This is a genomic window from Crossiella cryophila, assembly GCF_014204915.1.
GTDB classification, from domain to species: Bacteria; Actinomycetota; Actinomycetes; order Mycobacteriales; family Pseudonocardiaceae; genus Crossiella; species Crossiella cryophila.
Genome location: NZ_JACHMH010000001.1, coordinates 5,211,084 through 5,235,428, shown reverse-complemented (window position 1 = coordinate 5,235,428; position 24,345 = coordinate 5,211,084). Strand labels below are relative to the sequence as shown.

Sequence of the window (24,345 nt, the reverse complement as noted above, 5' to 3'; positions counted from 1 at the left end):
ACGGGTGGGCGCCGGGCGGCTGACCTCACGACTGGTGGTCGACGGGATCACCGACGGCCCCGCGCCCGGGTTCACCGACGCCGGGGAGAGCTACGACCTGGTGGTGGCCGGGGCCGGGATCGCCGGACTGGCGGCCGCCTACTTCTGGCTGCGTGATGTCCAGCCGGACGCCCGGATCCTGTTGCTGGACCCGGCTGCCCAGTTCGGCGGGCACGCCACCCGGCACGAGTACACAGTGGACGGTCACCGGCTGCTCGCCACCGGCGGTTCGCAGGCGATCACCCGGCCCAGCACCTACCCGGCCAGTGCCAGGGACCTGTTGCGGGAGCTGGGCATCAACACCGACCGCTTCCACCAGGACTGCGATCCCGGGCACTACCGCGGGCAGGGCGCGGGCGGGCACGGCGTGTTCTTCCACCGCGAGCACTGGGAGCACGACCACCTCGCGGTGCTGCCGCCCGGTACGAAGTGGACGGACGCCCTGGCCGCCGCGCCCATGCCGCCGGAGGCCCGCCGCCAGCTCGGCGAGATCCTGGACCGCTGCCCGGACTGGCTCAGCGGCCGGGACCGCGCGGCCAAACTCGCCGCCCTGCGCGTGCGCACCTGCGCCCAGGTGCTCACCGACTTCGCCGACCTGCACCCGGCCGTGCACCGATTCCTGTTACGTTCCACCGCGGTCGACTCCGGCCTGAACTTCGACCAGCACCCGGCCCTGGACGCCGCGTTGATCGGCTTCCCCGGCCTGTCCGGCCTGCGCATCGGCTACGAGGGCGATCCATGGCCTGGATTGAGCAAGACCGGCAGGCAGTTCTGGTACAGCGAGGAAGCCCCGGTCTACCGTTTCCCGGACGGCAACGCCACCATCGCCCGCGCCCTGGCCCGCGCGCTGATCCCCACGCTGGCCCCACCCGGCACCGTCGACGACCTGCTCTCGGCCACCCTGGATGAGTCCCAATTGGACAGTCCACAGCAGAACGTCCGGATCCGCCTGCGCGGCAAGGTGGTCGAGGTCCGCAACACCGGATCGGCGGTCTCGGTGACGTACACCGCCGGTGGCGGCCGGCACCGGGTCACCGCCGGGGCCGTGATCCTGGCCTCCTGGACCGCCGGACTGCCCGCCATCGTCCCGGAACTCTCCACCGCGCAACGCTCCGCCGCGGCCGCCACCGGCCGCTACCCGCTGGCCTATGCCAACCTGGCCCTGCGGAACTGGAAACCCTGGCAGCGCCTGGGCATCAACCGCCTCACCCTGCCCTCGGGCCACTGGCAGCGCGGTGCACTGGAGTTCCCGGTCCACATCGGCGACCACCACCCCAGCCCCGGTCCGGAGCACCCGGTGCCGGCCAACTTCTTCGGCTGCTTTACCCGACCCGGTGTGCCCCCGGCGGTCGGCGCGGCCCAGGGCCGCCACTGGCTGATCAACCACGGCCCGGCCGAACTGGAGACCAGCCTGCTCGACACCCTGACCCGCGTTCTCGGCCCCGCCGGGTTCGACCCGGATCGCGATATCGCCGCCCTGACCGTCAACACCTGGCCACACGGGTACGCCCGCTACCTGACGCTGCCGCATGACGCCGACCGCTGGCCGGACGGCCCGCTCCCCGGCGACCTGCTGGCCAAGGGCGTCGGCCGGATCCGGATCGCGGGCGTGGACGTGGCCAACCACCCCTACCTGGACGGCGCCGTGGACACCGCGCACACCGCGGTGCGCGAGCTGGCCAGGGTGGCCGGGCCGGGGACGCGATGAGCACACCCCGGACCGGCCCCGATTCCCTTACAGGCCAAGCTCTTCCGATGCCAGCTGAGTGCCGCGCACCCTGGCCTCGATCTTGGCGAAGGCGGTCTCCCGCGAGGTCGAGGTGTCATCGGCGAACGGGGAGAACCCACAGTCGTCACAGGTGCCCAGCTGGTCCACCGGGAGGTGCCGGGCCGCCGCCAGCACGCGGTCCCGCACCAGCTCGGGGGTCTCCACCGCCGGGTCGATCGGATCGGTCACGCCGACGAAGACCCGTTGCCCCGGCTGGACCTGCTCGGCCACGATCCGCAGCACCCGATCCGGATCCGGCTCACTGGCCAGCTGCAGGTAGAACGAGCCCACGTGCAGTGTGAACAGCTTCGGCAACAGCCCGGCGTAGTCCACGTCCAGGCTGTGCACCGAATCCTGGTCGCCACCGGGACAGGTGTGCACCCCGATCCGGGCCCGCTCGGCCGCGGAGAAGCGGTCCAGCACGGTGTTGTTCAACGCGATGAAGTCATCCAGCACCCCACCGGAGGGATCCAGTTTGAGCGACAACCGGCCCTCGGTGAAGTCCAGCTGCACCGAGGCCGCGCCCGCGTCCAGGCATTGCCGGATGTCCCGTTCCGCCTCATCGGCCAGATCAGCCAGGAAGGTCTCCCGTGGATAGTCGGCGATCCCGTCCGCCGGGTAGAGCAGGCTCAGCGCCGAGGGCGCGATCACCGGCTGCTTCACCGGCAGATCGGTCAGCGCCTTGGCCTTGTGCAGGTAGGACACCGCGAACTCGCCGTACCTGAACGGCCCGGCCGTCAACCGGGGTAACTGGCGGGTGTGCCCGTCCGCGAACGGGATCACCGCCCCGTCCGCGGCCAGCGCCAGCTCGCCCCGCAACGGGTAGGTGGCGAAACTCGGCTTGCCCTGCTCGCCGTCGGTGAGAACCGGCGAACCGGTCTTCGCCAGTCGTTCCACGGTCTCGGTCAACGCCCGATCCACCAGAACGTCAAGCCCGGCCTGGTCAATCGTCCCCGCCGCGAACGCGGCCAGTCCGTCCTGCAGGTAGACCGGCCGCGGAATGCTGCCGATCGTCTCGGTGGGAATGGTCATGGTCGTCCTCCCGGAAAAGTGAGGCACCGCAACACATCCAACCTAGCGAGCGCACCGTGGTTCCGGCGTCGCCCATGTAGGTCAATAGAAAGCTAGAGATCCCGTTGTACGAAAGGGAATCTGCCATGATCACGCCGGGTGCCGCCGCGGGGCTGCCGACTGTCCACTGCCGGATCTGCCAAGGCCCGGTCACCGGATTCCTTGACCTGGGCCACCATCCGCTCTCCGACGCCTTCCGCCACCCCGAGGAGAACGGCGAGGAGTTCTACTACCGGCTCGCGGTGGGACAGTGCGCGGACTGCACCATGGTCCAGCTGCTGGAGTCGGTGCCAAGGGAACGCATGTTCCACGAGTCCTATCCGTACCACTCCTCCGGCTCGGCCGTGATGCGCGCGCACTTCACCGGCCTCGCCCGGCACCTCCTTTCCACCGAACTCACCGGCCCGGATCCGTTCCTGGTCGAACTGGGCTGCAACGACGGCGTTCTGCTGCGCACCGTGCACGCGGCAGGCGTCCGGCACCTGGGCTTCGAACCCTCCGGCGGCGTGGCCGCGATCGCCGCGAGCCACGGCGTCCGGGTCCGCACCGAGTTCTTCGAGGAGGCCACCGCCACGGCGGTCCGTGAGGCCGACGGTCCGGCCGACGTGATCTACGCCGCCAACACCGTCTGCCACCTGCCCTACCTGGACTCGGTGCTGCGCGGGGTGCACGCGCTGCTGGCCGAGCACGGCGTCTTCGTCTTCGAGGACCCGTACCTGGGCGACATCCTGGCCAAGACCGCCTTCGACCAGATCTACGACGAGCACTTCTACTACTTCACCGCCCGCTCCGTGCAGGCCCTCGCCCACCGGTCCGGCCTGGAACTCGTTGACGTGCAACGCCTCCCGGTGCACGGCGGCGAACTCCGCTACACCCTGGCCCGCCCAGGCCGCCGCCCGGTCTCGCCAGCCGTGGCCGACCTGCTCGCCGAGGAGCAGCGCCGCGGCCTGGCCGAACCCGCCACCCTGCACCGGTTCGCCGCCAACGTGGCCCGCACCAAGGAGAACCTGCTCGCCCTGCTGCACGACCTGCGGGCGCAGGGCCACACCGTGGTCGGCTATGGCGCCACCGCCAAGAGCGCCACGGTCACCAACTTCTGCGGCATCTCAACGGATCTGGTCGCCTACATCTGCGACACCACCCCGGCGAAACAGGGCCGCCTCTCCCCGGGCGCGCACCTGCCGGTCCGCCCGGCCTCGGCCTTCGCCGAGTACTATCCGGACTACGCGCTGCTGTTCGCCTGGAACCACGCCGAGGAGATCATGGCCAAGGAACAGGACTTCCACGCGGCAGGCGGCCGCTGGATCCACTACGTCCCCGAGGTACGCCTGCGGTGACCGGCCAGCGCGCGATCATCTTCGGCGGCACCGGCTTCGTCGGCAGCCACATCGCGGACAACCTGGCCGGCCACGGCTGGACGGTCCTCACCACCGCCCGCGGCACCCCGTCCCCGACCCACCCCTTCCAGCCCCTGGACCTGGCCACCACCGCCACCGCCGAGCTGGCCGCGTTCCTGGACGGGCACCGCCCCGACCTGGTGGTCAACGCCACCGGCAGCAGCTGGGGCCTGACCGACGACCAGATGTCCACCCGCTGCCTCACCCTGACCCGCCAACTGCTCACGGCCCTGACCCAGGCCCACTGCTCTCCGCGCCTGGTGCACATGGGGTCGGTCCTGGAGTACGGCCCCACGCCACCCGGCACAGCCGTCTCCAGCCAGGGCCCACCCCCGGAAACCGGCTACGGCCGGGCGAAACTCGCCGCCAGTCAGGCCGTGATCGCCGCGCCCAACGCCGTGGTGCTGCGCCTGTCCAACGCCGTCGGCCCCCGCCTGCCCGGCTCCAGCCTGCTGGGCAAGGTCGCGACCACCCTGATCCAGGCCGCGCGCGACCGGGAGCCTGCCCGGCTGACCCTGTCCCGCCTCACCGCCCACCGCGACTACCTCGACGTCCGTGACGCCGCCGAGGCCGTGCGCGCCGCGGCCACCGCCGACGTCTCCGGCGAGATCATCGACGTCGGCCGCGGCAACGCCGTCCCGGTCCGGTCCCTGGTGGACCTGCTCATCGAGGTCGCAGGCATCCCGGCCGTGCTCACCGAACACGACAACCGGGACTGGCGGTCCACAATGGACTGGATCCAGGTGGACCCCACCCGGGCCGCCGCCCTGCTGCACTGGCACCCCCGGCACACCCTGCGCGAGGCCATCGGCACGTTCTGGGCGGCGGCCAACCAGGTGACCGCTCACTGACCCCGCTGGGCCACGGTCACCGGGAGCGTCCGCAGCCCGCGGATCGCGCTGGTATCCCGCCGTTCCGGCCTGCCGACCAGCCGCAGCGACGGCATCCGCTCGGCCAGGGTGCGGAAGACGATCTCCCCCTCGATCCGGGCCAGCCGGGCGCCAAGGCAGTAGTGAATGCCACTGGCGAAAGCGAGGTGTTCCGGCCCGGCCGACCGGGTGATGTCGAACTGTTCCGGCCGCTCGTACGCCTGCGCATCCCGGTTGCCCCCGGCCAGAATCGCCACCACCGTCTGCCCCGGCTTGATCGTCTGCCCGGCCAGTTCGATCTCGGTGTGCGCCACCCGCGAGGTGCTCTGCACCGGCGAGTCGTACCGCAACGCCTCCTCCACCGCGGCCGCGGCCAACTCCGGCTCCGCCCGCAACCGAGCCCACTGCTCCGGATGTTCCAGCAGCGCCCGCATCCCGTTGCCGATCAGGTTCACCGTGGTCTCGAACCCGGCCACCAGCAACAACATCGCGGTGCCATGCAACTCCCGCGCGGTCATCCGCTCCTCACCCACCGCCGCGGCCAGGGTGCTGATCACATCATCGCCCGGCTCAACCGCCCGTTCCCGCAACAGCCGGTCGAACAACGCCACCAGGTGCTCGGTCACCGCGGTCACCTCCCTGGCCTGCCGCATCGAGCTGACCCCGTTGAACCCCTCGATGACCACCTCCCCGAACTCGGCGAAGGCCCCCCGCTCGGCGTCCGGAATGCCCAGCAGATCGCTGATCACCGTGATCGGCAACGGCGTGCCCAGATCACGCACCAGGTCCAAGCTCTCCCGCCCCGCCACCTTCGCCAGCAAGGAGTCCACAATGGACTGAACCCGAGGCCGATAAGCCTCCAGCCGCTTGGGATTGAACGCGGGCATGGCCAGCCGGCGCAACCGGGTGTGATCCGGCGGATCCAGCTCCACGAACCCCTCCGGCGGCGCGGGCACCGGCGCACCCAGTAACCCGCCCTGCGCACGCCCGTCCACCCGCTGCACCCCGAACCGGCGATCCCGCAACACCTGGTTGCACACCGCGAACGAGCTGGTGGCCCAGGTGCCGCTGAGTCCGCGGTAGAGCGGCCCGCGCTGCCGGATCTGTTCGTAGAGCGGATAGGGATCGTCCCGCCAGCGCGGGTGTTCGAGCTGCACGACCAGATCCCCCAGCTCACTGAGCAACCAGGTCGCGGCCCGCCCGGCCTGCAACTGCGACCGGAGCCAGAGCGAGGCCACCGCACTTGAGTTGGTCATCGATTCCCTCCCAGCACCGGCACGTCGGCCGGTTCGATCCGGCGCAACCCAGGAGTCAGGGCCGCGTAAACAGTGGCCAGCAAACAGCCGACCCCAATGAACACAAAGGCCATCGACGGCCCCGCGTACTCCACGATCGGCCCGCCCAGCCCCGCCCCCAGCGGACTGGCCACCAGTGACAGCGAGGTGACAGTGCCGATCACTCTGCCCCGCAAGGCTTCCGGCGCCCGCTCCTGCATGACCACGGCCAGCACCGGCGCTAGCGGACCGTCCACCAACCCGGTCGCGAAGGCCAGCACCAGCAACCAACCGAGGTCGGTCGTCAACGCGAACCCCAGGAACGCCAACGCGGTCAGCGACATCGACGTCAGCAACACCACCCGCCGCCCGGCGAACCTCGACAGCACGCTGTACCCCAGTGCGCCAAGGATCCCGCCGACCGAGAACGCGGCCAGTACGAAGCCGGTCTGTTCCGGTTTGCCAGCCTGGAACATCATCGCGGGCATGATCACCGAGGACAGCGGGGTCAGGAACAGCACGATCAGCATGCCGGTCAGCGCGGTGGCGCGCAGTGCGCCCTCGGTCCAGACGAACTTCAGGCCCTGCCACACCGACTGCCAGTACGGCTCCACCGCCGGGCGTTCACCACCGGTGTGCTGGACAGAGGGCACCACGGTGAAGGTCAGCACCGAGGCCAGGAAGAACATGATCACCGTGGCCCACAGCGTGTTCATCGGGCCGATGATCGCGATCAGCACGCCGGCCAGACCCGGACCGGCCACGCCGCCGATCCCGTCCACCGCCTCACCCCAGGAGTTGATCTTCTCCAGGGGCAGCTTCGCCTTGGCCGCCACATCCGGCCGCAGCGCCTCACGCGCGGCCATGCCGGGACCGTCGAAGACCGCGCCGAGCGCGACCAGGCCCAGGATCAACGGGATCCCCAGCCCGAGGGTCATGTCCAGCAGCGGCAGTGCCGCCACCGCCGCGGCACTGAGCAGGTCCGCGGCCACGCTGGAACGCCGCCGCCCGAACCGGTCCACCAGTGCCCCGCCGAACAGCGCGGAGAGCACCAGCGGCGCCATGGCCGCCGCGGCCACCACACCGGCCAGGACAGCGCTGCCGGTGCGCTGCAGCACCAGGATCGGCATCGCGACACTGACGATCGCGTTACCCGTGACGGACAACGCCGTCGAGCCCAGAAGGCCCCAGACAGGTACCCGGGAAGGCCGCACGGTGGCCAGGTCCGATTGAACACTCACAACCAATAACGGTACATGAGTGTCCCATTCTTGGTCGATTGCGTCCCATTTTGACGCCCTAAAGTGCCGAGAAGGGCGGGGTGGCCTCGACCGGGAAGCACAGACCGGGACAGCCGCCGGAGACGATCACGGACAGATCGCCCCCTCGTCACCAGCGCCGCAGCCAAGCCCTCCCACCGAGAACCGCCGCCACCCCACGACCGCGACGCCGCGCCACCCCACGACCGCGCCACCCCACGACCGCTCCGCCACGACGCCGCGACCGGCAATCAACCCCACTGCCGCCTTGCCGCCAGCCCGAAGCCAGTACCCCCAGCCGAAGCCAACGCCGACCGCGATCGCCCCCAACGCCGGCAACAGCACCAGCGCTCACCCCAGCCGCGGCCATCGCCGACCGCGATCGCGGCTACCGAAACCACCGCCAGCGACCTCCTCCACCCCGACCCCGCCGCCAGAATCGCCACCCCGGAACCGCCCCCCACCGCTACCTTGTTCCCAGGCCCCACCCCGCGACCGAGCCACCAAACCCCGGCCGCACCGCCGCATCTCGTCACCGCCCACCAAAGCGGGACACTAACGTCCCATTCTGATACTCCGCAGCCCCATAAGCAGACATCCCTACCCTCGCCATGACACCACCTAGTACTACAATGGCACCATGACGAGCGACACTCGGGAGTCGAACACTCCGAGCCGGACGCGCGCGGCGATCCTGGACGCGGCGATCGCCCTGCTGTCCCAGCGCCCAGCCGCCTCCCTGGCCGAGATCGCCGAGGCCGCCGGCTGCGGACGCAGCACCCTGCAACGACACTTCCCGGAACGCTCCGACCTGATGGCCGCGATCTTCCAGCTGGCCGTGCACCGGGTCAGCGCCGTACTCGCCGCGGCCGACCTCACCGAAGGCCCGGCCGCGCAGGCATTGCGCCGAGCAGTACGCGCCTACCTCGAACTGCCGCCCGAGCTGATCCGGGTCTGCGACGAAGCCGAACAGCGGGGCGAGGCCGACTGGCTGGACGCGGCCTTCGCCCAGGCCGAACAACCGATGCTCGCCTTGCTCGCCCGCGCGCACGCCGAAGGACTCCTGGACGCCTCGCTCAGTCCGGAGTGGGTGTACAAGGCGTTGTGGTGGAACCTGCTCGCCGGGTTCGAGGCCGTTGGCGAGGGGCTGATGGATCGGGAGCAGGCGGCGGAATCGGTGATCCGGCAGCTGGAGCGGGGTTTGCCGGGGTAGTAAGTCGGTTGCGTGCGGCCGTCGGTTGCCCGATTCTGGAGCGTTGCGTCCACGGTGGACGGACGTGGAGGGATGGACCCGACTCGATGAGAACGCCAATCTTCGTGCACCACGCCCGACTGGACGGTCGGGACTGGCGGGTGATCCGGCCGGGCGGCAAGTTCGCGCACGCCGGGCTGTGGGATGAGGACTTGTGGCTGAGCATGCGGGTCGACCGCGGTGCGGCCCACCGGATCGGGGTGCTGTGGCTACTGGCCGCCCGCTCCCGGCACACGATCATCCACCTGCCGCTGCGGACCGGCGCCCAGGCGGTCGGGGCCGATCCGCACGGCAGGCGGCTGGATCTCGTGTTGTCCCAGCACAGTCTGCAGTTGCGCGCTTCGCGCTGGCCCCGGCTGCGCGCCGCGCTGGACAAGGGCAGGCCGGAGACCGCACAGCTACCTGCGAGCGATCTGCCGGACCCGGACGGGATCGACTACCGGGCGCGACACCACCGGGAGAACCGGGATCTGCTGAACGAACAAGTGCACGCCGACACCCTGTTCCTGGCGGGCAGCCCAACGGTGTTCCGGCAGACCGCCGACCGGTTCTTCGACCTCGTCCAGCTCTCCCCGGCGCCGGAGCCGGGCAGCCACGTGTGCACGGAATTCCACTCCGGCGACGGCGTCCTCGGGAACGCGCGGGAGATCCACGTCGAGTACCACACCAACTGGGCCGCCCCCGCGAAACGGCGCTGACCCCGCTCAGAGCGCGGAGAAGTGCGCCGCGTCGCCCAGGATCGTGCTGCTGGCGACGCCGTCCACGCTGACCGGCACGTCCCCTGCCAGGGTGATCCGGTGCAGTCGGCGGCGGGCGTCGTCGTAGTCGGCCACGCCGTAGTGCTGGGTGGCCCGGTTGTCCCAGATCGCCAGGTCACCGTCGGCCCACTGCCAGCGCACGGTGTTCTCCAGCCGGGTCACCCGGTTCTGCAGCAGCTCGAAGATCGCCTGCGATTCGGGGCCGGACAGGCCGACGATCCGCTTGACGAAATGGCCCAGCAGCAACGCCCGCTCCCCGGTCTCCGGGTGCACGCGGACCAGCGGGTGCTCGGTTTCGTAGCGCTGGGCGGTGAATTCCTCGCGGTAGGACTGCTCCTTGACGTCCACGCCGCCGATCCGGGTGGAGTCCACCTGCCCGGCGTAGTCGTAGACGTTGGTGTGCACCGCCCACAGCCGGTCCACCAGTGCCTGCAAGGCCGGTGGCAGGTCCTGGTAGGCGCGGACGGTGTTGGCCCACACCGTGTTGCCGCCGTAGGGCGGGAGTTCCACCGCGCGCAGCAGGCTGATCGCGGGCACCCGGTCGACGAAGGTGACGTCGGTGTGCCAGCTGTTGGCCTTGCCGTGGTCGGAGTCGATGGCCAGCACGTTGGCGTGCTGCTGACCGCGGACCGTCGGGTGCGCCAGGGTGGGTTCGCCGAGCAGCCGGGCGAAGGCGAGCTGGTCGGCGTCGTCGAGGTGCTGCTGTTCGCGGAAGAAGATCACCTTGTGTGCCAGCAGGGCCGCCCGGATCTCGGCAACGGCGGTCGCGGGCAGGTCGCCGCCGAGCCGGACGCCGTCGATCCGCGCGCCGATGCCCGCGCCGAGTTTGTGCACGGTGACGGTGCTGGAGAGTTGTGCGGCCATCGCGGATGTCCTTTCGTGGCAAGCGGATGTGCTTCCAGCATGGGCAGGGACGCTGCCCTGGCACAACATTGCGCGGCGGGAAAATAAGTCGTCCCATCATCCGGACGGCCTTGACGGCGCGACGTCCGGTTTCTTTCTTGCGCCGGACAAATAAGCCGGGTATGTCCAGCACCGGCCCCAGGATGTGGGACGGCGGCGCCAGGCGTTGACCTGGCCTGGGGGCGGTGTGACCCTCTGAGCCGTGAGCCAAGCCGCCAACCTCGCCTCGCGCAGGCACGTCGATCTTCGACGGCACGCCAGCGCGGTCTGTCGCGCCGGTCGCTGAATCCGCTCACGCACTCGCACCTCCGCCCGGGTCCGCACTGCCCCCGGTGTCTCGCTGTGCCCGTTTTCCCCTGTCAGCAAAGGAACTGCCGTGACCACCACGCGACGGAACTTCCTCGGCCTCACCCTGTTCGGCCTCACCGCGGCCACCGTGGGCTGTTCCACCGCCGCGGGTGCGGGCGGCGAGGCGAAAACCCTGCGCTACCAGGGTGCGGCAGGCGATGTCACGCTGCCGGAGCTGGCCGCGGACCTGGGTTACCTCGGCGACCTGCGGCTGGAGTGGGTGGGCAACACCATCAGCGGCCCGCAGGACATCCAGTCCGCGGCCACCGGGCAGGTGGACTTCGGCGGCGCGTTCAACGGCGCGGTGGTCAAGCTCAAGGCCGCCGGCGCGCCGATCAGGTCGGTGATCGGCTACTACGGCGCGGACGAGTTGGCCTACAGCGGTTTCTACGTGCTCGAGGACAGTCCAATCAGGACAGCCCGCGATCTGCTCGGCGCCAAGGTCGGCATGAACACCCTGGGCGCGCACCACGAGGCCATGCTCGGCATCTACCTCAAACGCGCCGGGCTCTCCGCCGAGGAGGTCAAGAAGGTGGAGCCGATCGTGCTGCCGCCGGTGAACACCGAGCAGTCGTTGCGGCAGAAGCAGGTCGAGGTCGGCGTGCTCGGCGGCATCCTGCGGGACAAGGCCACCGAGAAGGGCGGGGTGCGCAAGCTGTTCTCCGACTTCGACCTGCTCGGCGCGTTCACCGCGGGCAGCTACGTGTTCACCGAGAAGTTCCTGCGGGACAACCCGTCCACCGTGCGCACCTTCGTCACCGGCGTGGCCAAGGCGATCGAGTGGGGCCGCAGCACCCCGCGTGAGCAGGTGGTGGCGCGCAAGGTGGACATCCTCACCCGGCGCGGCCGCAACGAGGACCCGGCCACGCTGAAGCACTGGAAGTCCACCGGGGTGGCGGCCAAGGGCGGCAAGGTGCTCGACGCGGAGTTCGGGCTGTGGCTGGACTGGCTGGCCGAACGCGGTGAGGTGACCAAGGACCAGGTGCGGCTCGCCGACCTGTTCACCAACGAGTACAACGAGCTGGCCCGATGAGCGCGCACCTGAGCTTCCGCGAGGTCGGCAAGCGATTCCCGGTCAGGAGCCGGGATTCCCGGCGGCCCAACGAGTTCACCGCGGTCGAGGGCATCAGCCTGGACGTGGCCCGCGGTGAGTTCCTGGTGCTGGTCGGGCCCAGCGGCTGCGGCAAGTCCACCCTGCTCGACCTGCTCGGCGGCCTCACCACACCCAGCTCGGGCGAGATCCTGCTGGACGGGTCGCCGATCACCGGCCCCGGTCTGGACCGCGGCATCGTGTTCCAGCAGTACGCGTTGCTGCCCTGGCGCACCGCCCAGGGCAACGTCGAGTTCGGCCTGGAAGCCACCGGCGTGCCGCGTAGGCAACGCGCCGCGCGGGCCAGGGAGTTCCTGGACCTGGTGGGGCTGACCGGTTTTGCCGACCGGCACCCGCACCAGCTCTCCGGCGGCATGCGGCAGCGGGTGGCGATCGCGCGCAGCCTGGCCTACGACCCGGCCGTGCTGCTGATGGACGAGCCCTTCGCCGCGCTGGACGCGCAAACCCGCGAATCACTGCAGGACGAGCTGCGACGGATCTGGCAGCGCACCGGCAAGACCGTCGTGTTCATCACGCACGCCATCGACGAGGCGGTCTACCTCGGTCAGCGGGTGGCGGTGCTGACCTCGCGGCCGGGCCGGATCAAGGAGGTGGTGCCGATCGACCTCGGCGACCGGGATCAGCAACAGGATCCACGCTCCAGCCCCGAGTTCGCCCGCTACCGGCACCACATCTGGGAGCTGCTGCACGAGGAGGTCTCCCGCGCCCAGCAACAGGAGAAGGAGGTGGCAGGAGCATGACCGCGATCCTGGAATCCCGGCCGCACACCGGCGACCGGACCAGCCCGACCGAAAGTCCACAAAGGACCCGACCGCGGGTGTTCGACGTGCTGCGGACCGGACTGGGCAAGAGCGTCTCGATCCTGCTGCTGCTGGCGATCTGGGAGGTCATCCCCCGGCTCGGCCTGGTGGACGCCACCTTCCTGCCGCCGCTGTCCACCGTGCTGGGCGCCTGGTGGGAGCTGGCCGCGAGCGGGCGGCTGTGGGACAACACCCAGGCCAGCCTGCTGCGCTCGCTGTCCGGCTTCGCGCTCGCGGTCTCCGTCGCGGTCCCGCTCGGCCTGCTGATCGGCTGGTACAAGCCGGTGGCCACGCTGCTCGGCCCGCTGTTGGAGGTCTTCCGCAACACCGCCGCACTCGCGCTGCTGCCGGTTTTCGTGCTGCTGCTGGGCATCGGCGAGACCTCGAAGATCGCCATCGTGCTGTATGCCTGCACCTGGCCGATCCTGCTCAACACGATCAGCGCGGTGCGCGGGGTGGACCCGACCCTGCTGCGGCTGGCCAGATCGATGGACCTGTCCGGGTTCCGGTTGTTCCAGAAGGTGATCCTGCCCGCCGCGGTGCCCACCGTGTTCACCGGCATCCGGCTGGCCGGCGCGGTGTCCATCCTGGTGCTGGTGGCCGCGGAGATGGTCGGCGCCAAGGCCGGGCTGGGCTACCTGATCAACGCCGCCCAGTTCAACTTCGCCATCCCGCAGATGTACGCGGGCATCATCACCATCTCGGCCATCGGCGTGCTGTTCAACCAGTTGCTGGTCGCCCTGGAGCGCCGGTTCACCTCCTGGCGCGTCCAGCCATGACCGCCACCGCCGCGGTGCTGCTCGGCGCGGTGCTGCGCCACGGCCCGGTCGCCCGCAGCACGGTGGCCCGGCTGACCGGGCTGAGCCCGGCCGCGGTGACCCGCAACAGCGCCGCGCTGATCGAGCTGGGGCTGCTGACCGAGGTGGCGCCGACCGTGCCGTACCAGGGCATCGGGCGGCCGCACGTGCCGGTGGACGTCAACACCGGCAGGCATCTGGTGGCCGGACTGCACATCGCGCACGAGTTCTGCACCCTGGCGCTGCTCGACCTGCGCGGCCGGGTCCGGGCCCGGTTGACCGTGCCGCACGGTGATCCCGGCAACCCGGCCGAGGTGCTGGCGGTGGCCGCCGACCGCCTGCTCCGGCTGCACGCCGAGGAACTGCCAGGGCACATCCCACTCGGTCTCGGCGTGGCCGCCGGGGGCTGGGTGGATCCGGAGCAGGGCATGCTGGTGGAGCACGCTTCCCTTGGCTGGCAAGGGGTTGAGCTGCGTGCGCTGCTCACCGCGCGGACCGGGCTGCCGGTGCTGGTGGACAGTCACGCCAGGGCACTGGCCCGCGCCGAGCAGCTCTTCGGGGCGGCCGGTGACCGGGAATCGCTGCTGCACCTGTTCGTCGGCAACGTGGTCGACGCCGCGATCGTCACCGGCGGCGCGGCGCATCGCGGCCCACGCTCGGCGGCGGGCGAGGTGGCGCACCTGGCCCTCGGCGACCCGGCGGTGGCCTGCCCGTGCGGGCGGCGCGGCTGTCTGGAGGCCACCGTGTCCGACCGGGCCTGGGCCTGGCGGGCGCACCGGGCCGGGGTGATCGACCACCCGAACATCTTCGACCTGGTCGAGGCCGCCGAGGCCGGATCCGCCGCCGCGATCGAACTCTGCCTCGAACGGGCCCGCCTGGTCGGCCGGGCCGCGGCGGTGCTGTTCGACTTCGTCAACCCGGACGCCCTGGTGGTCACCGAACTGGGCACCAGCAGGCTCCCGGCCTGCGTCCGCGCCCTGCGCCAGGAGGTCGCCGCGGGCTCACGGGCGTCCGGGAACACCGTGCTGCCCAGCAGTTTCGGCCCGGACGTGCTCGGCGTGGCCGCCGGCGCCGTGCAACTGGACGCCCTCTACGCCGACCCGCTCAACCTGCACAACCCGATCCGACTGGGAGTCTGACATTGTCCGCTGGCAAGCTCCACCTCAACGCGTTCCTGATGGGCGTCGGCCACCACGAAGCCGCCTGGCGGCACCCGCGCACCAACCCGAACGCCCTCGACGACGTCGCGCATTTCCAGCACCTGGCCAGGGTCGCCGAACGCGGCAGGTTCGACTCGGTGTTCCTGGCCGACGGCGTGCAGGTCTGGGGCGATGTCCGGCACAGCACCGCGAACCGGTTCGAGCCGATCACCCTGCTCACCGCGCTGGCCCAGGTGACCGACCACATCGGACTGATCGCCACCGCCTCCACCGGCTTCAGCGAGCCGTACAACCTGGCCCGCCTGTTCGCCTCCCTGGACCACATCAGCGGCGGCCGCGCGGGCTGGAACATCGTCACCACCGCGGGCGACCGGTCCGCGCAGAACTTCAACCGCGAGGTCAACACCGAGCACGCCCGGCGCTACCAGCGCGCCGACGAGTTCCTGGACGTGGTCACCGCGCTGTGGGACTCCTGGGAGGACGACGCCCTGGTGGTGGACGCCGAGTCGGGGGTGTTCGCCGACGAGTCCAAGGTGCACGAGATCAACCATCGCGGCGAGTTCTTCGCCGTGCGAGGTCCGCTCAACGCCGTCCGCAGCCCGCAGGGTCACCCGCTGCTGGTACAGGCCGGTTCCAGCGAGGACGGCAAGAACTTCGCCGCCACCTGGGCCGAAGCCGTCTTCACCGCCCAGCAAACCCACGAGGAGGCAACGACTTTCTACGCCGACCTCAAACGCCGGGTCCGCGCCCACGGCCGTCCAGCCGACTCGGTCAAGGTCCTCCCCGGCCTGGTCCCCATCCTCGGCAGCACCGAGGCCGAGGCCCGCCGACTGGCCACCGAACTCGACGACCTGATCATCCCCACCCGGGCGGTCCGCCAGCTCACCGAACTCATCGGCGTCGACCTCACCCACCACCCACTCGACCAGCCCCTGCCCGCACTCCCACCCGTCAGCCACATCAACGGCGCCAAGAGCCGCTTCGAGCTGGTCCGCGACCTGGCCGAACGGGAGAAACTGACCCTGCGCCAACTACTCGGCCGGCTCGGCGGCGGCCGAGGTCACCAGGTCCTGGCAGGCACCCCGGAGCAGATCGCCGACCACATCGAACACTGGTTCACCACCGGCGCGGCCGACGGCTTCAACATCATGGCCCCCCTGCTCCCCTCCGGCCTGGAGGAGTTCGTCGACCACGTGGTGCCCCTGTTGCGCGCCCGCGACCTGTTCCGCTCCGACTACACCGGCCACACCCTGCGCGAGCACTACGGCCTGCCCCGCCCCACGAGCCGCTACACCCCCGCGGCGACCAGTCAGAGGACCTGACGAAACCGCTCGCCAAGCTGCTCCAACCGCGCAACCGTCTCATTGGCGAACACCAGCCGCAGGTAGTGCGCCCCGCTGGGCCCCCACCCGGTCATCGGCGTCGCGGCCACCTTGCCCCGGTCGAACAACCGCCGCGACACCTCGGCCGGGGCAAGTCCCAGCGGCCGGGTGTCCAGCAGCAACGACCACCCACCGTCCGGCCGCACCACCGGATAGTCCACGAGCTGTGCCAGCACGGTCTCGCACCGCCGCCGCCATTCCCCAGTAGCCGCAACCACATCCGCCTCGGCATCCGCCGCCGACAACGCCGCCGCCACCGCGTCCTGGGCGAGTCCCACTTGACACACCACGTTGGTCAGCCCCACCAGCCGCACATCGGCCAGGATCGGCGCGGGCCCCACCACCCACCCGACCCGCCACCCGATCATCCGCAACTCCTTGGACGCCGACCCCACGGTGATCGTCCGCTCAGCCAGCCCCGGGTACCCGGCCGGATGACTCGGCGGACGCCCGTCAAAGCGAATCCGCTCCATGGCCGCGTCGTAGATCAGCCAGGCATCATGCCGAGCACACGCCTCGGCCAACGCCGCCCAGTGCGAGTCGTCCAGCACCAGCCCCGTCGGCATGGCAGGCCCCATCATCAACACCGCCGCGGTATTCGCCCCCACCGCAGCGGCAAGCTCCCCCGGATCCACCCGCCATCCCGCAGGCGTAGCCCGCCCGGCCACGAACCGCGGCACCCCACCCACCAACCGAACCCGGTTGACCAGCCCCGCGTAAATCGGATCGCACAACACCACCTCCTGCCCCGGTTCCACGGTGGCCAGCAAGGTGTTCAGGATCCCGTTGAGCCCACCCGCCACACTCACGCACTCGGTCTCCGGGTCGTAGTCCCGCCCGGCGATCCGCCCGACATGCGCGGCGGCCGCCGCCCGCAACGCCCGCTGTCCGTGGAACGGCAGGTAACTGTTGGCCGCGTCCTCCCCCACCGCGATCCGCGTCCGCTCCACCGCCACCCTCGGCGGCCGGATATCGGTGTCCAGGTTCTCCAACCGCAAGAACTCCGGATCCCCCAACGCATCCGCCGCGTCCCCCAGCACATCCACCCCGATCCCCGGGATCTCCCGCAACCTGCTGACCCGCACGAGCCCTCCCCAGGATGTTCGCTGCACTGGTACCCAGATACCACTATGCTGATACGCATGGACCTGGCGCAAGTAGTCGGCGGCAACGTGCAACGCCTGCGCACCGCCGCGGGCACCACCCTGGCGGACCTGGCCGCGACCGCCGACATCAGCAAAACCACCCTGCACGGCATCGAACAAGGCCAGGCCAACCCGACCCTCAGCACGCTGTGGGCGTTGGCGACCGCCCTGCACGTGCCGCTGGGTGAGTTGCTGGAGCCCGCGGTGACGGCGGTGGAGGTGGTGCGGGCCGGGGATCAGCCGGCGTTGGCGGGGGAGGCGGTTTCCGCTCGGCTGGCGCATCGGGTTCGGGTGCGGGGGATGGTGGAGATTTATGACCTTGAGGTGGGGGTGCGGGAGCAGGTGTCGCGGGCGCATGCGGCGGGGGTGGCGGAGTGTCTGGTGGTGACTGGTGGGCGGGTTAGTGCTGGGCCTGTGGAGGGGGTGGTGGAACTGGGGGTTGGGGATTCGGTTCGGTTCGCGGGTGATGTGCCGCATGTGTATCGGGGGCATACGGGGGCGGATCGGGCGGTGCTGGTGATGGTGTATCCGGAGGCTTGAGCGGCTGGCTACCGGACGGCGGTCGCCGACACCCCGTGGTCAGCGAACCCCATCTCGTGCTCGCACGAGCGGTGCCGGTAGTTGACTCCCACCGTCCAGTCGTCCGGGTTCCCTGCGGTCCGCCAGAAGTAGAACCCTTAATCCTCGAAGATGGCTAGGACATGCGGGGCCTGGAGATCAGGTCGCCTTCTCTGCTCGAACATCTTGGGTGCATGATCACGAACTTCTCGTTGACCCGGACCGATGGGTACCGCGCACAGAAGTCCCGTTAGTCCGCGGGCAAAGCAGTGCCCAGCTCCGCCTCGACCGACTCCCCCGTCAGTCATCGAACGGCCGGCCGACGAACATCTCGATGTCCCCGAGCGCGTCCTCCGCCACCCCACCCAGCTCCGGATCCCCCAGCAACCCCCGAAGCACCTCAACCACCTCCGGACTGATCTCCCGATGCAGCCGCCCCACATGCCCCAAACAGGTCACCGCCAGCATCCGCACCTGCCCGTACCCCGGATCCAGCCGCTCCACCAGCAGCCGCTCCAGCCAAACCCGGTCCGGCTCGTAGTAGGTCAGCGACAACAGCGCATCCAGCGCGGGCCATTCCTCCGGGCCGTTGAGTTCGGCGAGTCGATCCGCCCGCCAGCGCGCCATCTCCGCTTCGTCGGCATCCGTCACAGGCAGGCAACCCTCAGCTTTGCAGGAGTTCGGTCAGTTCGGTGATCGTAGGGTGGCGGTACAGCTCGCGCAGCCGGATTTGCGGCAATCCGTTGGCGCGCATGGCGGCGCCCAGTCGAACAGCGAGCAGGGAGTTGCCGCCCAGGTCGAAGAAGTCGTCGTGGGGGCCTACGGGGTGGCCCAGGACTTCCTGCCAGATGGTGGCCAGGTGTTCGGTCAGGTTGGTCGGATTGGCTGGGACGGCGACCGACTGAGCAGCTGGGGCGGGAAGTTGGGTGGGGTCGAGTTTTCCGTTGGGAGTTAAAGGAAGGGTTTCCAGGGGGGTGATGGTGGTGGGGAGCATGTGGTCGGGGAGCAGGGTGGCGGCTCGGGTTCGGGCTGCGGTGGGGTTTGTGGTGGCGGGGACCACGTAGGCCGCGAGGTGGGCGGTGGCGGGGTCTTCTGGGTTGGGTTGGTGGAGGATCACTGCTGCGGCGGTGATGGTGGGGTCTTCCAGGAGGACGTTGCGGATCTCGTCGAGTTCGATGCGGAAGCCGCGGAGTTTGATCTGGCTGTCGATGCGGCCCAGGTGTTCCAGGCGGCCGTCGGGGCGTAGGCGGCCCAGGTCGCCGCTGTGGTAGAGGCGGGTTCCGGTGTGCGGGTTGTCGCGGAAGCGTTGGGCGGTCAGGGTTTCCTGGTTGAGGTAGGCGGTGGCCACGCCTGCGCCGCCGACGCAGATCTCGCCGGGGACGCCGATGGGTTGGGGGTGGCCTTCGGGGTTGACTACCAGGAGGTGCCAGCCGGGGAGGGCGGGGCCTACCGAGCGGGAGGCGGTGAGGGCTTCGTGGCGGGTGATGGTCTGGTGGGTCACGTGGACGGTGGTTTCGGTGATGCCGAACATGTTGACCACCCGGCAGGCTGACTCGGGGTGGGAGTCGAACCAGGGCAACAGCATCCGGGCGTCGAGGGGTTCGCCGCCGAAGATCACCAGGCGGGGGGTGAGTGGGCGGTGGTCGATTTGCAGGAGTTGGGCGAAGGCGGAGGGGGTTTGACTCAGGACCGTGACGGACTCGGCGGCGAGCAACTCGGCGAAGCGGTCTGGTTCGCGGGAGACGAAGTAGGGGACGACGACCAACCTGCCGCCGGTGAGCAGGCAGCCCCAGATCTCCCACACCGAGAAGTCGAACGCGCTGGAGTGGAACCAGGTCCAGACGTCCTGGGGACCGAGGGCGTACTCGTCGCGGGTGGCGTCCAGGAGGGCGATCACGTTGCGGTGTGGGACAACCACGCCCTTGGGACGGCCGGTGGAGCCGGAGGTGTAGATGACGTAGGCCGCACTGTCCGGAGTGGACGGTGCGGTGGCGGGTTCGGCGGCTTCCAGGTCGGCGAAGGTTGCGGTGGGGCCGGGGAAGTCGGCCAGGTGGGTGATCACCAGGGGGAGGTTGGCGTCCTGGGTGGTGTGGGCCAGGCGTTCGGTGGGGTAGGCCGGGTCCATGGGGACGTAGGTGGCGCCCGCGGTGAGCACGCCCAGGAGGACGACCACCAGGTCGGCGGTGCGGTCCAGGCAGACGCCGATGCGGTCGCCGGGGTGCACTCCCCTGGCTTGCAGGCCGCCTGCGATGCGGGCCGCCCGGTCGAGGAGTTCGCGGTAGGTGAGTTGGGTTGGGCCGTCGGTGATCGCGATGGCGTCCGGGTTACTCGCCGCGACGGACTGGATGGACTCGTGGATGGTGCGGGGGGTGGTGGTCAGGTCCGTGGCGGGGTGGCCGAGGGCGATGAGGGGTGGGAGTTCGGCGGCGGGTGGGAGTTGCGCGCCGGGGGTGGTGTGCAGGTGGTGCAGGTGGCGGAGGAACTGGTGTGCCTGGTGTTCGGAGACCTCGGCGCGGTGGTGGACACAGCGGAGGTGGCTGCCGGTGGTGTCCTGGTGCACGGAGATGGTGAGGGGGTGGGTGGGGTGCTGGGTGGGGAGGTGTTCGCCGGGGTGGGGGGTGGCGTCGAAGAGGAAGGCGACCGGGGCTGGGTTTTGCGAGCCGGGGGTGGCGATTTCCGGGGACTGGTCTGGGTTGTAGCGGGTCAGTAGGTCTTTCAGGGCGGTGAGCCAGGTGGACTCGTCGCCGAGGTGGGTGAGGGGGATGTGTTGGGTGGCAATGCCTTTGCCTTCGCCCAGGCCCCAGGGTGGGGCTGGGGCAGAGGCGGGCAGTGGTGGGGGTGGGGTGGTTTCGAACAGGTCCGCGGTGCCGTCGGGGTAGACCAGCTGCACGCTGCGTGGGGTGCTGGCCGGGCGGGTGAGTTCCGCGGTGCGGCGGCGTTCGGCCAGGGGCGAATCCGCCGGGGCGGGCACGTTCTCGGTCCAGCGGGGGTGTTCGGCTGGCGCGGGCAGGCGGGTTCTGGTGACGGGCACGGGGTTTTCTCCTTGTCAGCGGGCGCTGAAGCCGCCGTCGACGGTGAGCACGGAGCCGGTGACCTGTCGCGACTCCGGGGATGCCAGGTAGACCACCGCGCCTGCCACGTCCTCGGGTTCGACCAGGGCGTTCATTGGCTGGGCGGCAAGGAAAGCGGACTCGTGCTCGGCGAGCGGCACCTCGAGCGAGCGGGCGATCTCGGCGAGCATCCGGCCCTCGACCGCGGCGTCGTCGCGGACCGAGCCTGGGCAGACCGCGTTGACCCGGACCTTGGCCGGGGCCAGGTCCAGGGCGGCGGCCTTGGTGAGTCCGATCAGGCCGTGTTTGGCGGCCACGTACCCGGCGAAGTGCCGGTAGCCGACCAGGCCCGCGGTGGAGGCGATGTTGACGATGCTGCCCGAGCGCTGGGCGGCCATGGCCGCGCCCACCGCGCGGATCACCCGCCAGGCGCCGGAGAGGTCGACGTCGAGCATCAGCGACCACTCCTCCTCGCTGATCTCGTGCACCGGGCGGCCGGACGGGGCGGCGATGCCGGCGTTGTTGACCACCACGTCCAGGCGCTCGAACCGCTCCTGGGCCAGTGCCACCGCGGCCCGCACCTGGTCGCCGTCGCGCACGTCCATCGCCGTGGTGAGCACGGCGGCGCCTTGTTCCCGGCACAGCGCGGCGGTGTGGTCGAGCTGGCTGGTGGTGCCCAGTGGGTAGGGCACGCCGGGCAGGTCCGCGCACACGTCGGTGAGCACCAGGTCCGCGCCCTCGCGCGCGCAGGCCAGTGCGGTGGCCCGGCCGAGGCCGCGGGCGGCGCCGGTGATCAGCACGGCCTGGCCGGCGAGTCGGCCGCTCATCGGACCGCGGTGCGGATCCGGCCGAGCAGCTCGGGCGCGATGGCGGTGAGGTACATGTGGCCGCCGGGCAGTTCGACCAGGTCGAACTCGCGGCTGGTCGCCTTGCCCCAGCCCGCCGCCTCCTCGGTGGTGACCAGGGTGTCGTCCAGCCCGCGCAGCGCGGTGATCGGGACGTCGAGGGGGGTGTCGGCCAGCGGCTGGTAGTTCTCGTGCATGGCCACGTCGGCGCGCAGGGTGGGCAGGATCATCTCCCGCATCTCCGGGTCTTCCAGGGCCGCGTGCCGGTAGCCCGCGAACTCCTCGACCCGGGTCAGGAAGTCCTCATCGGACAGTCCGGTGGCCCGGCGCTGGCGCTGGTCGGCCGGTTCCGGGGAGCCGCTGGCGAACAGCCGCACCACGTCGATGCCTTGTTCGGCAACGAGTTTGCGGGCCAGCTCGAAGGCCAGCACCGCGCCCAGGCTGTGCCCGAACAGCGCGACCCGCCTGCGCTCGCCGAGCAGTTTGCGGGTCTGCACCAGCAATCCGTCGGTGGCCTCGGCCACGTTGTCGTACGGGGTCTCGTCGATGAGGCGTTCCCGGCCGGGCAGTTGCAGTGGCACGATGCTCAGCTCGGTGCCGGCGTGCGCGGCCCACGGGCGGAAGAAGGACGCGCCCGCGCCCGCGAATGGCAGGCACACCAATGCGGTTGTGTCGGTAGTGCTCATGACGCCTCTCCAGGTCAGCCGCGGGTGCGGTTGCGGTAGCGCCACGTGGACAACGTGGCGAAGACGGTGATCAGGCCCAGCGTGCACAGCAGCGCGTAGCCGATCGGGTGTTCGGCGGCCCAGCCGACCTGGGCCGGGAAGTTCGGTGGCGCGGCGTTGCCGAACAGCTCGCGCAGGGCGTTGGCCAGTGCGCTGACCGGGCTCCACGCGGCGATGTCGGCCAGCGGGCCTGGCAGCGTGGCACTGGCCACAAAGCCTGAGGAGACAAAGGAAACCGGGAACATCCAGAGCAGCCCGAAGCTGCCGGCGACCTGGGCGTTGGGGGTGACCAGGGCGATGAACGCGCCGATCCAGGACAGCGCGAAGGCGTACAGCAGCACCAGCAGGAAGGCGGCCAGCACGCTGAACACGCCGGTGTGCGGGCGCCAGCCGATGGCCAGGCCGGTGATCGTGGTGACCGCGACCCCGCCGACCACCATCACCAGATCCGCGCTGGTGCGGCCCAGCAGCAAGGCCAGGCGGGAGATCGGCAGCGCGCGGAAGCGGTCCACCATGCCGGACTGCAGGTCCTGGGCCAGGCCGATGGTGGTGAAGGAGGCGCTGAAAGTGACGGTCTGGGCGAGCAGGCCGGGCAGCATGAACTCGCGGTAGGCGTCCCCGCCCAGGCTGCCGCCGAAGACGTAGCCGATGAGCAGCGCGAACAACACCGGTTCGACCAGGCCGGACAGGATCAGGGCCGGGGTGCGGCGCAGGTGCAACAGGTTGCGGCGGGCCAGGTCAGCGCTTTCCAGTGCCACCCGCGGCAGCCCGGTCACCGGGTGCCCACCGGGTTGCGCCGCGGTTCGCGCGCGGTCAGGCGCAGGAACACCTCGTCAAGGGTGGGGCGGCTCAGTGCGAGGTCGAGTACCTCGATCTCGTTGCCGCGCAACATCTCCAGCGCTCTGGCCAGGGCGGCCGGACCGTCCTCGGCGGCGGCCTCGACCCGGCGGGCCCGACGGTCCACTGTGGCCGGTTGGCCGCCCGCCTCGGTGGCGATGCGCGCGGCCAGCTCCAGATCCTGTTCGTGCGCGAGGCCGATGACGAGTTTGCTGGCGCCGGTGGCGCGCTTGAGTTCGTCGCTGGTGCCCTCAGCGATGATCCGGCCGTGGTCGATCACCGCGATCCGGTCGGCCAGCCGGTCGGCCTCCTCCAGGTACTGGGTGGTGAGCACGACCGTGGTGCCGCCGTCGGCCAGGTTGGTGATCGACTCCCAGGTGTCCAGCCTGGCTTCCGGGTCCAGGCCGGTGGTGGGCTCGTCCAGGATGACCAGGCCGGGGCTGCCGACCAGTGCGGCGGCCAGGTCAAGTCGCCTGCGCATGCCGCCGGAGTAGGTGCCGGACAGCCGCCGTCCCGCGCCGGTGAGGCGGAAGCGCTCCAGCAGTTCGGTGGCGGTGACCCTGGCGGCGGCGCGACGCTGGCCGCGCAGCTTGGCGATCAGTTCAAGGTTCTCGAAGCCGGTCAGCTTGTCATCGACCGTCGAGTATTGACCGGCCAGCCCGAGCACCCGCCGGACCGCCTCCGGATCGCGGCGGACGTCGTGGCCGAGGACCCGGACCTCGCCCTCGTCCGCGCGTATCAGGGTGGCCAGCACTCGCACAAGTGTCGTCTTTCCTGCCCCATTGGGCCCAAGCAGACTGAAAACCTTTCCAGCCGCAATGGACAGGGTAACGCCGGACAACGCGGGCGTAGTCCGGAATGCTTTTCGAACTCCTTTAAGCACCACTGCTGACTCGATAGCGGGTTTCACGTTTGTCCAATTTGTCGCTTGTGACAAAGAGCTGACGAGATCACAACATAACCCTTCACGCTGGGTAGTCGTACGATGCGCAGCACT

23 protein-coding genes are annotated in these 24,345 nt (G+C 70.4%); 12 read left to right on the top strand and 11 right to left on the bottom strand.

The window, feature by feature from the left end:
- The first annotated feature begins 4 nt into the window (after nt 1-4).
- Nucleotides 5-1,747, top strand: a complete 1,743-nt coding sequence (locus tag HNR67_RS23060; protein ID WP_185004284.1) for an NAD(P)-binding protein — start codon at nt 5-7, stop codon at nt 1,745-1,747.
- Between the two features lie 27 nt (nt 1,748-1,774).
- Here HNR67_RS23060 and HNR67_RS23055 read toward each other — a convergent pair whose 3' ends face one another.
- Nucleotides 1,775-2,839: a cobalamin-independent methionine synthase II family protein gene (locus HNR67_RS23055; RefSeq protein WP_185004283.1), complete on the bottom strand. Its 1,065-nt coding sequence runs from the start codon at nt 2,837-2,839 to the stop codon at nt 1,775-1,777.
- Between the two features lie 125 nt (nt 2,840-2,964).
- Here HNR67_RS23055 and HNR67_RS23050 point away from each other — a divergent pair, with 125 nt between their 5' ends.
- Both HNR67_RS23050 and HNR67_RS23045 read left to right on the top strand, forming a co-directional pair.
- Nucleotides 2,965-4,215, top strand: a complete 1,251-nt coding sequence (locus HNR67_RS23050; RefSeq protein ID WP_185004282.1) for a class I SAM-dependent methyltransferase — start codon at nt 2,965-2,967, stop codon at nt 4,213-4,215.
- A complete protein-coding gene (locus HNR67_RS23045; protein WP_185004281.1) occupies nt 4,212-5,126 on the top strand; it encodes an NAD-dependent epimerase/dehydratase family protein in 915 nt (304 codons plus the stop codon). Before HNR67_RS23050 ends, HNR67_RS23045 begins: the two co-directional genes overlap by 4 nt.
- On the opposite strand, the gene HNR67_RS23040 is transcribed toward HNR67_RS23045, so the two are convergent.
- Together HNR67_RS23040 and HNR67_RS23035 are read right to left on the bottom strand one after the other, a co-directional pair.
- Nucleotides 5,120-6,400 (bottom strand): cytochrome P450, encoded by a 1,281-nt coding sequence (locus tag HNR67_RS23040; RefSeq protein WP_185004280.1) that lies wholly within the window; start codon nt 6,398-6,400, stop codon nt 5,120-5,122. The two genes, HNR67_RS23045 and HNR67_RS23040, sit on opposite strands and share 7 nt — an antisense overlap.
- Nucleotides 6,397-7,632, bottom strand: coding sequence for an MFS transporter (locus HNR67_RS23035; RefSeq protein WP_312989632.1), 1,236 nt, complete (start codon nt 7,630-7,632; stop codon nt 6,397-6,399). Before HNR67_RS23035 ends, HNR67_RS23040 begins: the two co-directional genes overlap by 4 nt.
- A gap of 685 nt (nt 7,633-8,317) precedes the next feature.
- Between HNR67_RS23035 and HNR67_RS23030 the strand changes: the two genes are divergently transcribed.
- On the top strand, nt 8,318-8,890 hold the full coding sequence (locus HNR67_RS23030) for a TetR/AcrR family transcriptional regulator (protein ID WP_185004278.1): 573 nt from the start codon (nt 8,318-8,320) through the stop codon (nt 8,888-8,890).
- An 86-nt stretch (nt 8,891-8,976) separates the two neighbouring features.
- Nucleotides 8,977-9,627, top strand: coding sequence for a hypothetical protein (locus tag HNR67_RS23025; RefSeq protein ID WP_185004277.1), 651 nt, complete (start codon nt 8,977-8,979; stop codon nt 9,625-9,627).
- A gap of 6 nt (nt 9,628-9,633) precedes the next feature.
- Here HNR67_RS23025 and HNR67_RS23020 read toward each other — a convergent pair whose 3' ends face one another.
- Nucleotides 9,634-10,551 carry a TauD/TfdA dioxygenase family protein gene (locus tag HNR67_RS23020; RefSeq protein ID WP_185004276.1) on the bottom strand — a complete coding sequence of 306 codons (918 nt, stop codon included), beginning with the start codon at nt 10,549-10,551 and terminating at the stop codon, nt 9,634-9,636.
- A 241-nt stretch (nt 10,552-10,792) separates the two neighbouring features.
- On the opposite strand from HNR67_RS23020, the gene HNR67_RS46700 reads away from it, so the two are divergent.
- The 6 genes from HNR67_RS46700 (at nt 10,793) to HNR67_RS22995 (ending at nt 16,128) form a co-directional block, all read left to right on the top strand.
- Nucleotides 10,793-10,876, top strand: a complete 84-nt coding sequence (locus HNR67_RS46700) for a putative leader peptide (RefSeq protein ID WP_407645183.1) — start codon at nt 10,793-10,795, stop codon at nt 10,874-10,876.
- Nucleotides 10,877-10,966: 90 nt separating this feature from the next.
- On the top strand, nt 10,967-11,971 hold the full coding sequence (locus HNR67_RS23015) for an ABC transporter substrate-binding protein (RefSeq protein WP_185004275.1): 1,005 nt from the start codon (nt 10,967-10,969) through the stop codon (nt 11,969-11,971).
- Nucleotides 11,968-12,789, top strand: coding sequence for an ABC transporter ATP-binding protein (locus HNR67_RS23010; protein ID WP_185004274.1), 822 nt, complete (start codon nt 11,968-11,970; stop codon nt 12,787-12,789). The genes HNR67_RS23015 and HNR67_RS23010 overlap by 4 nt, the downstream gene beginning before the upstream one ends.
- Nucleotides 12,786-13,628, top strand: coding sequence for an ABC transporter permease (locus HNR67_RS23005; RefSeq protein ID WP_185004273.1), 843 nt, complete (start codon nt 12,786-12,788; stop codon nt 13,626-13,628). Before HNR67_RS23010 ends, HNR67_RS23005 begins: the two co-directional genes overlap by 4 nt.
- A complete protein-coding gene (locus HNR67_RS23000; RefSeq protein ID WP_185004272.1) occupies nt 13,625-14,785 on the top strand; it encodes an ROK family transcriptional regulator in 1,161 nt (386 codons plus the stop codon). The genes HNR67_RS23005 and HNR67_RS23000 overlap by 4 nt, the downstream gene beginning before the upstream one ends.
- 2 nt (nt 14,786-14,787) lie before the next feature.
- On the top strand, nt 14,788-16,128 hold the full coding sequence (locus tag HNR67_RS22995) for an LLM class flavin-dependent oxidoreductase (RefSeq protein WP_281403249.1): 1,341 nt from the start codon (nt 14,788-14,790) through the stop codon (nt 16,126-16,128).
- Here HNR67_RS22995 and HNR67_RS22990 read toward each other — a convergent pair.
- The gene (locus HNR67_RS22990; RefSeq protein ID WP_185004271.1) at nt 16,116-17,273 is read right to left on the bottom strand and encodes a pyridoxal phosphate-dependent aminotransferase; all 1,158 of its coding nucleotides are present in this window, start codon (nt 17,271-17,273) and stop codon (nt 16,116-16,118) included. The genes HNR67_RS22995 and HNR67_RS22990 overlap by 13 nt on opposite strands.
- Nucleotides 17,274-17,330: 57 nt before the next feature.
- Between HNR67_RS22990 and HNR67_RS22985 the strand changes: the two genes are divergently transcribed.
- Complete coding sequence (locus tag HNR67_RS22985) at nt 17,331-17,873, top strand: helix-turn-helix domain-containing protein (protein ID WP_185004270.1); 543 nt, start codon at nt 17,331-17,333, stop codon at nt 17,871-17,873.
- A gap of 318 nt (nt 17,874-18,191) precedes the next feature.
- Here HNR67_RS22985 and HNR67_RS22980 read toward each other — a convergent pair whose 3' ends face one another.
- The 6 genes from HNR67_RS22980 to HNR67_RS22955 are packed head-to-tail and all read right to left on the bottom strand — an operon-like array spanning nt 18,192 to nt 24,258.
- A complete protein-coding gene (locus HNR67_RS22980; RefSeq protein WP_185004269.1) occupies nt 18,192-18,542 on the bottom strand; it encodes a hypothetical protein in 351 nt (116 codons plus the stop codon).
- Between the two features lie 13 nt (nt 18,543-18,555).
- Entirely contained in the window at nt 18,556-20,922 is a 2,367-nt protein-coding gene (locus HNR67_RS22975; RefSeq protein WP_185004268.1) for a non-ribosomal peptide synthetase, read from the bottom strand.
- Nucleotides 20,923-20,937: 15 nt separating this feature from the next.
- A complete protein-coding gene (locus HNR67_RS22970) occupies nt 20,938-21,768 on the bottom strand; it encodes an SDR family oxidoreductase (protein ID WP_185004267.1) in 831 nt (276 codons plus the stop codon).
- Nucleotides 21,765-22,472 carry a thioesterase II family protein gene (locus HNR67_RS22965; protein WP_185004266.1) on the bottom strand — a complete coding sequence of 236 codons (708 nt, stop codon included), beginning with the start codon at nt 22,470-22,472 and terminating at the stop codon, nt 21,765-21,767. Before HNR67_RS22965 ends, HNR67_RS22970 begins: the two co-directional genes overlap by 4 nt.
- A gap of 14 nt (nt 22,473-22,486) precedes the next feature.
- Entirely contained in the window at nt 22,487-23,287 is an 801-nt protein-coding gene (locus HNR67_RS22960; protein WP_185004265.1) for an ABC transporter permease, read from the bottom strand.
- The gene (locus HNR67_RS22955) at nt 23,284-24,258 is read right to left on the bottom strand and encodes an ATP-binding cassette domain-containing protein (protein WP_185004264.1); all 975 of its coding nucleotides are present in this window, start codon (nt 24,256-24,258) and stop codon (nt 23,284-23,286) included. Before HNR67_RS22955 ends, HNR67_RS22960 begins: the two co-directional genes overlap by 4 nt.
- Between the last annotated feature and the right edge of the window lie 87 nt (nt 24,259-24,345).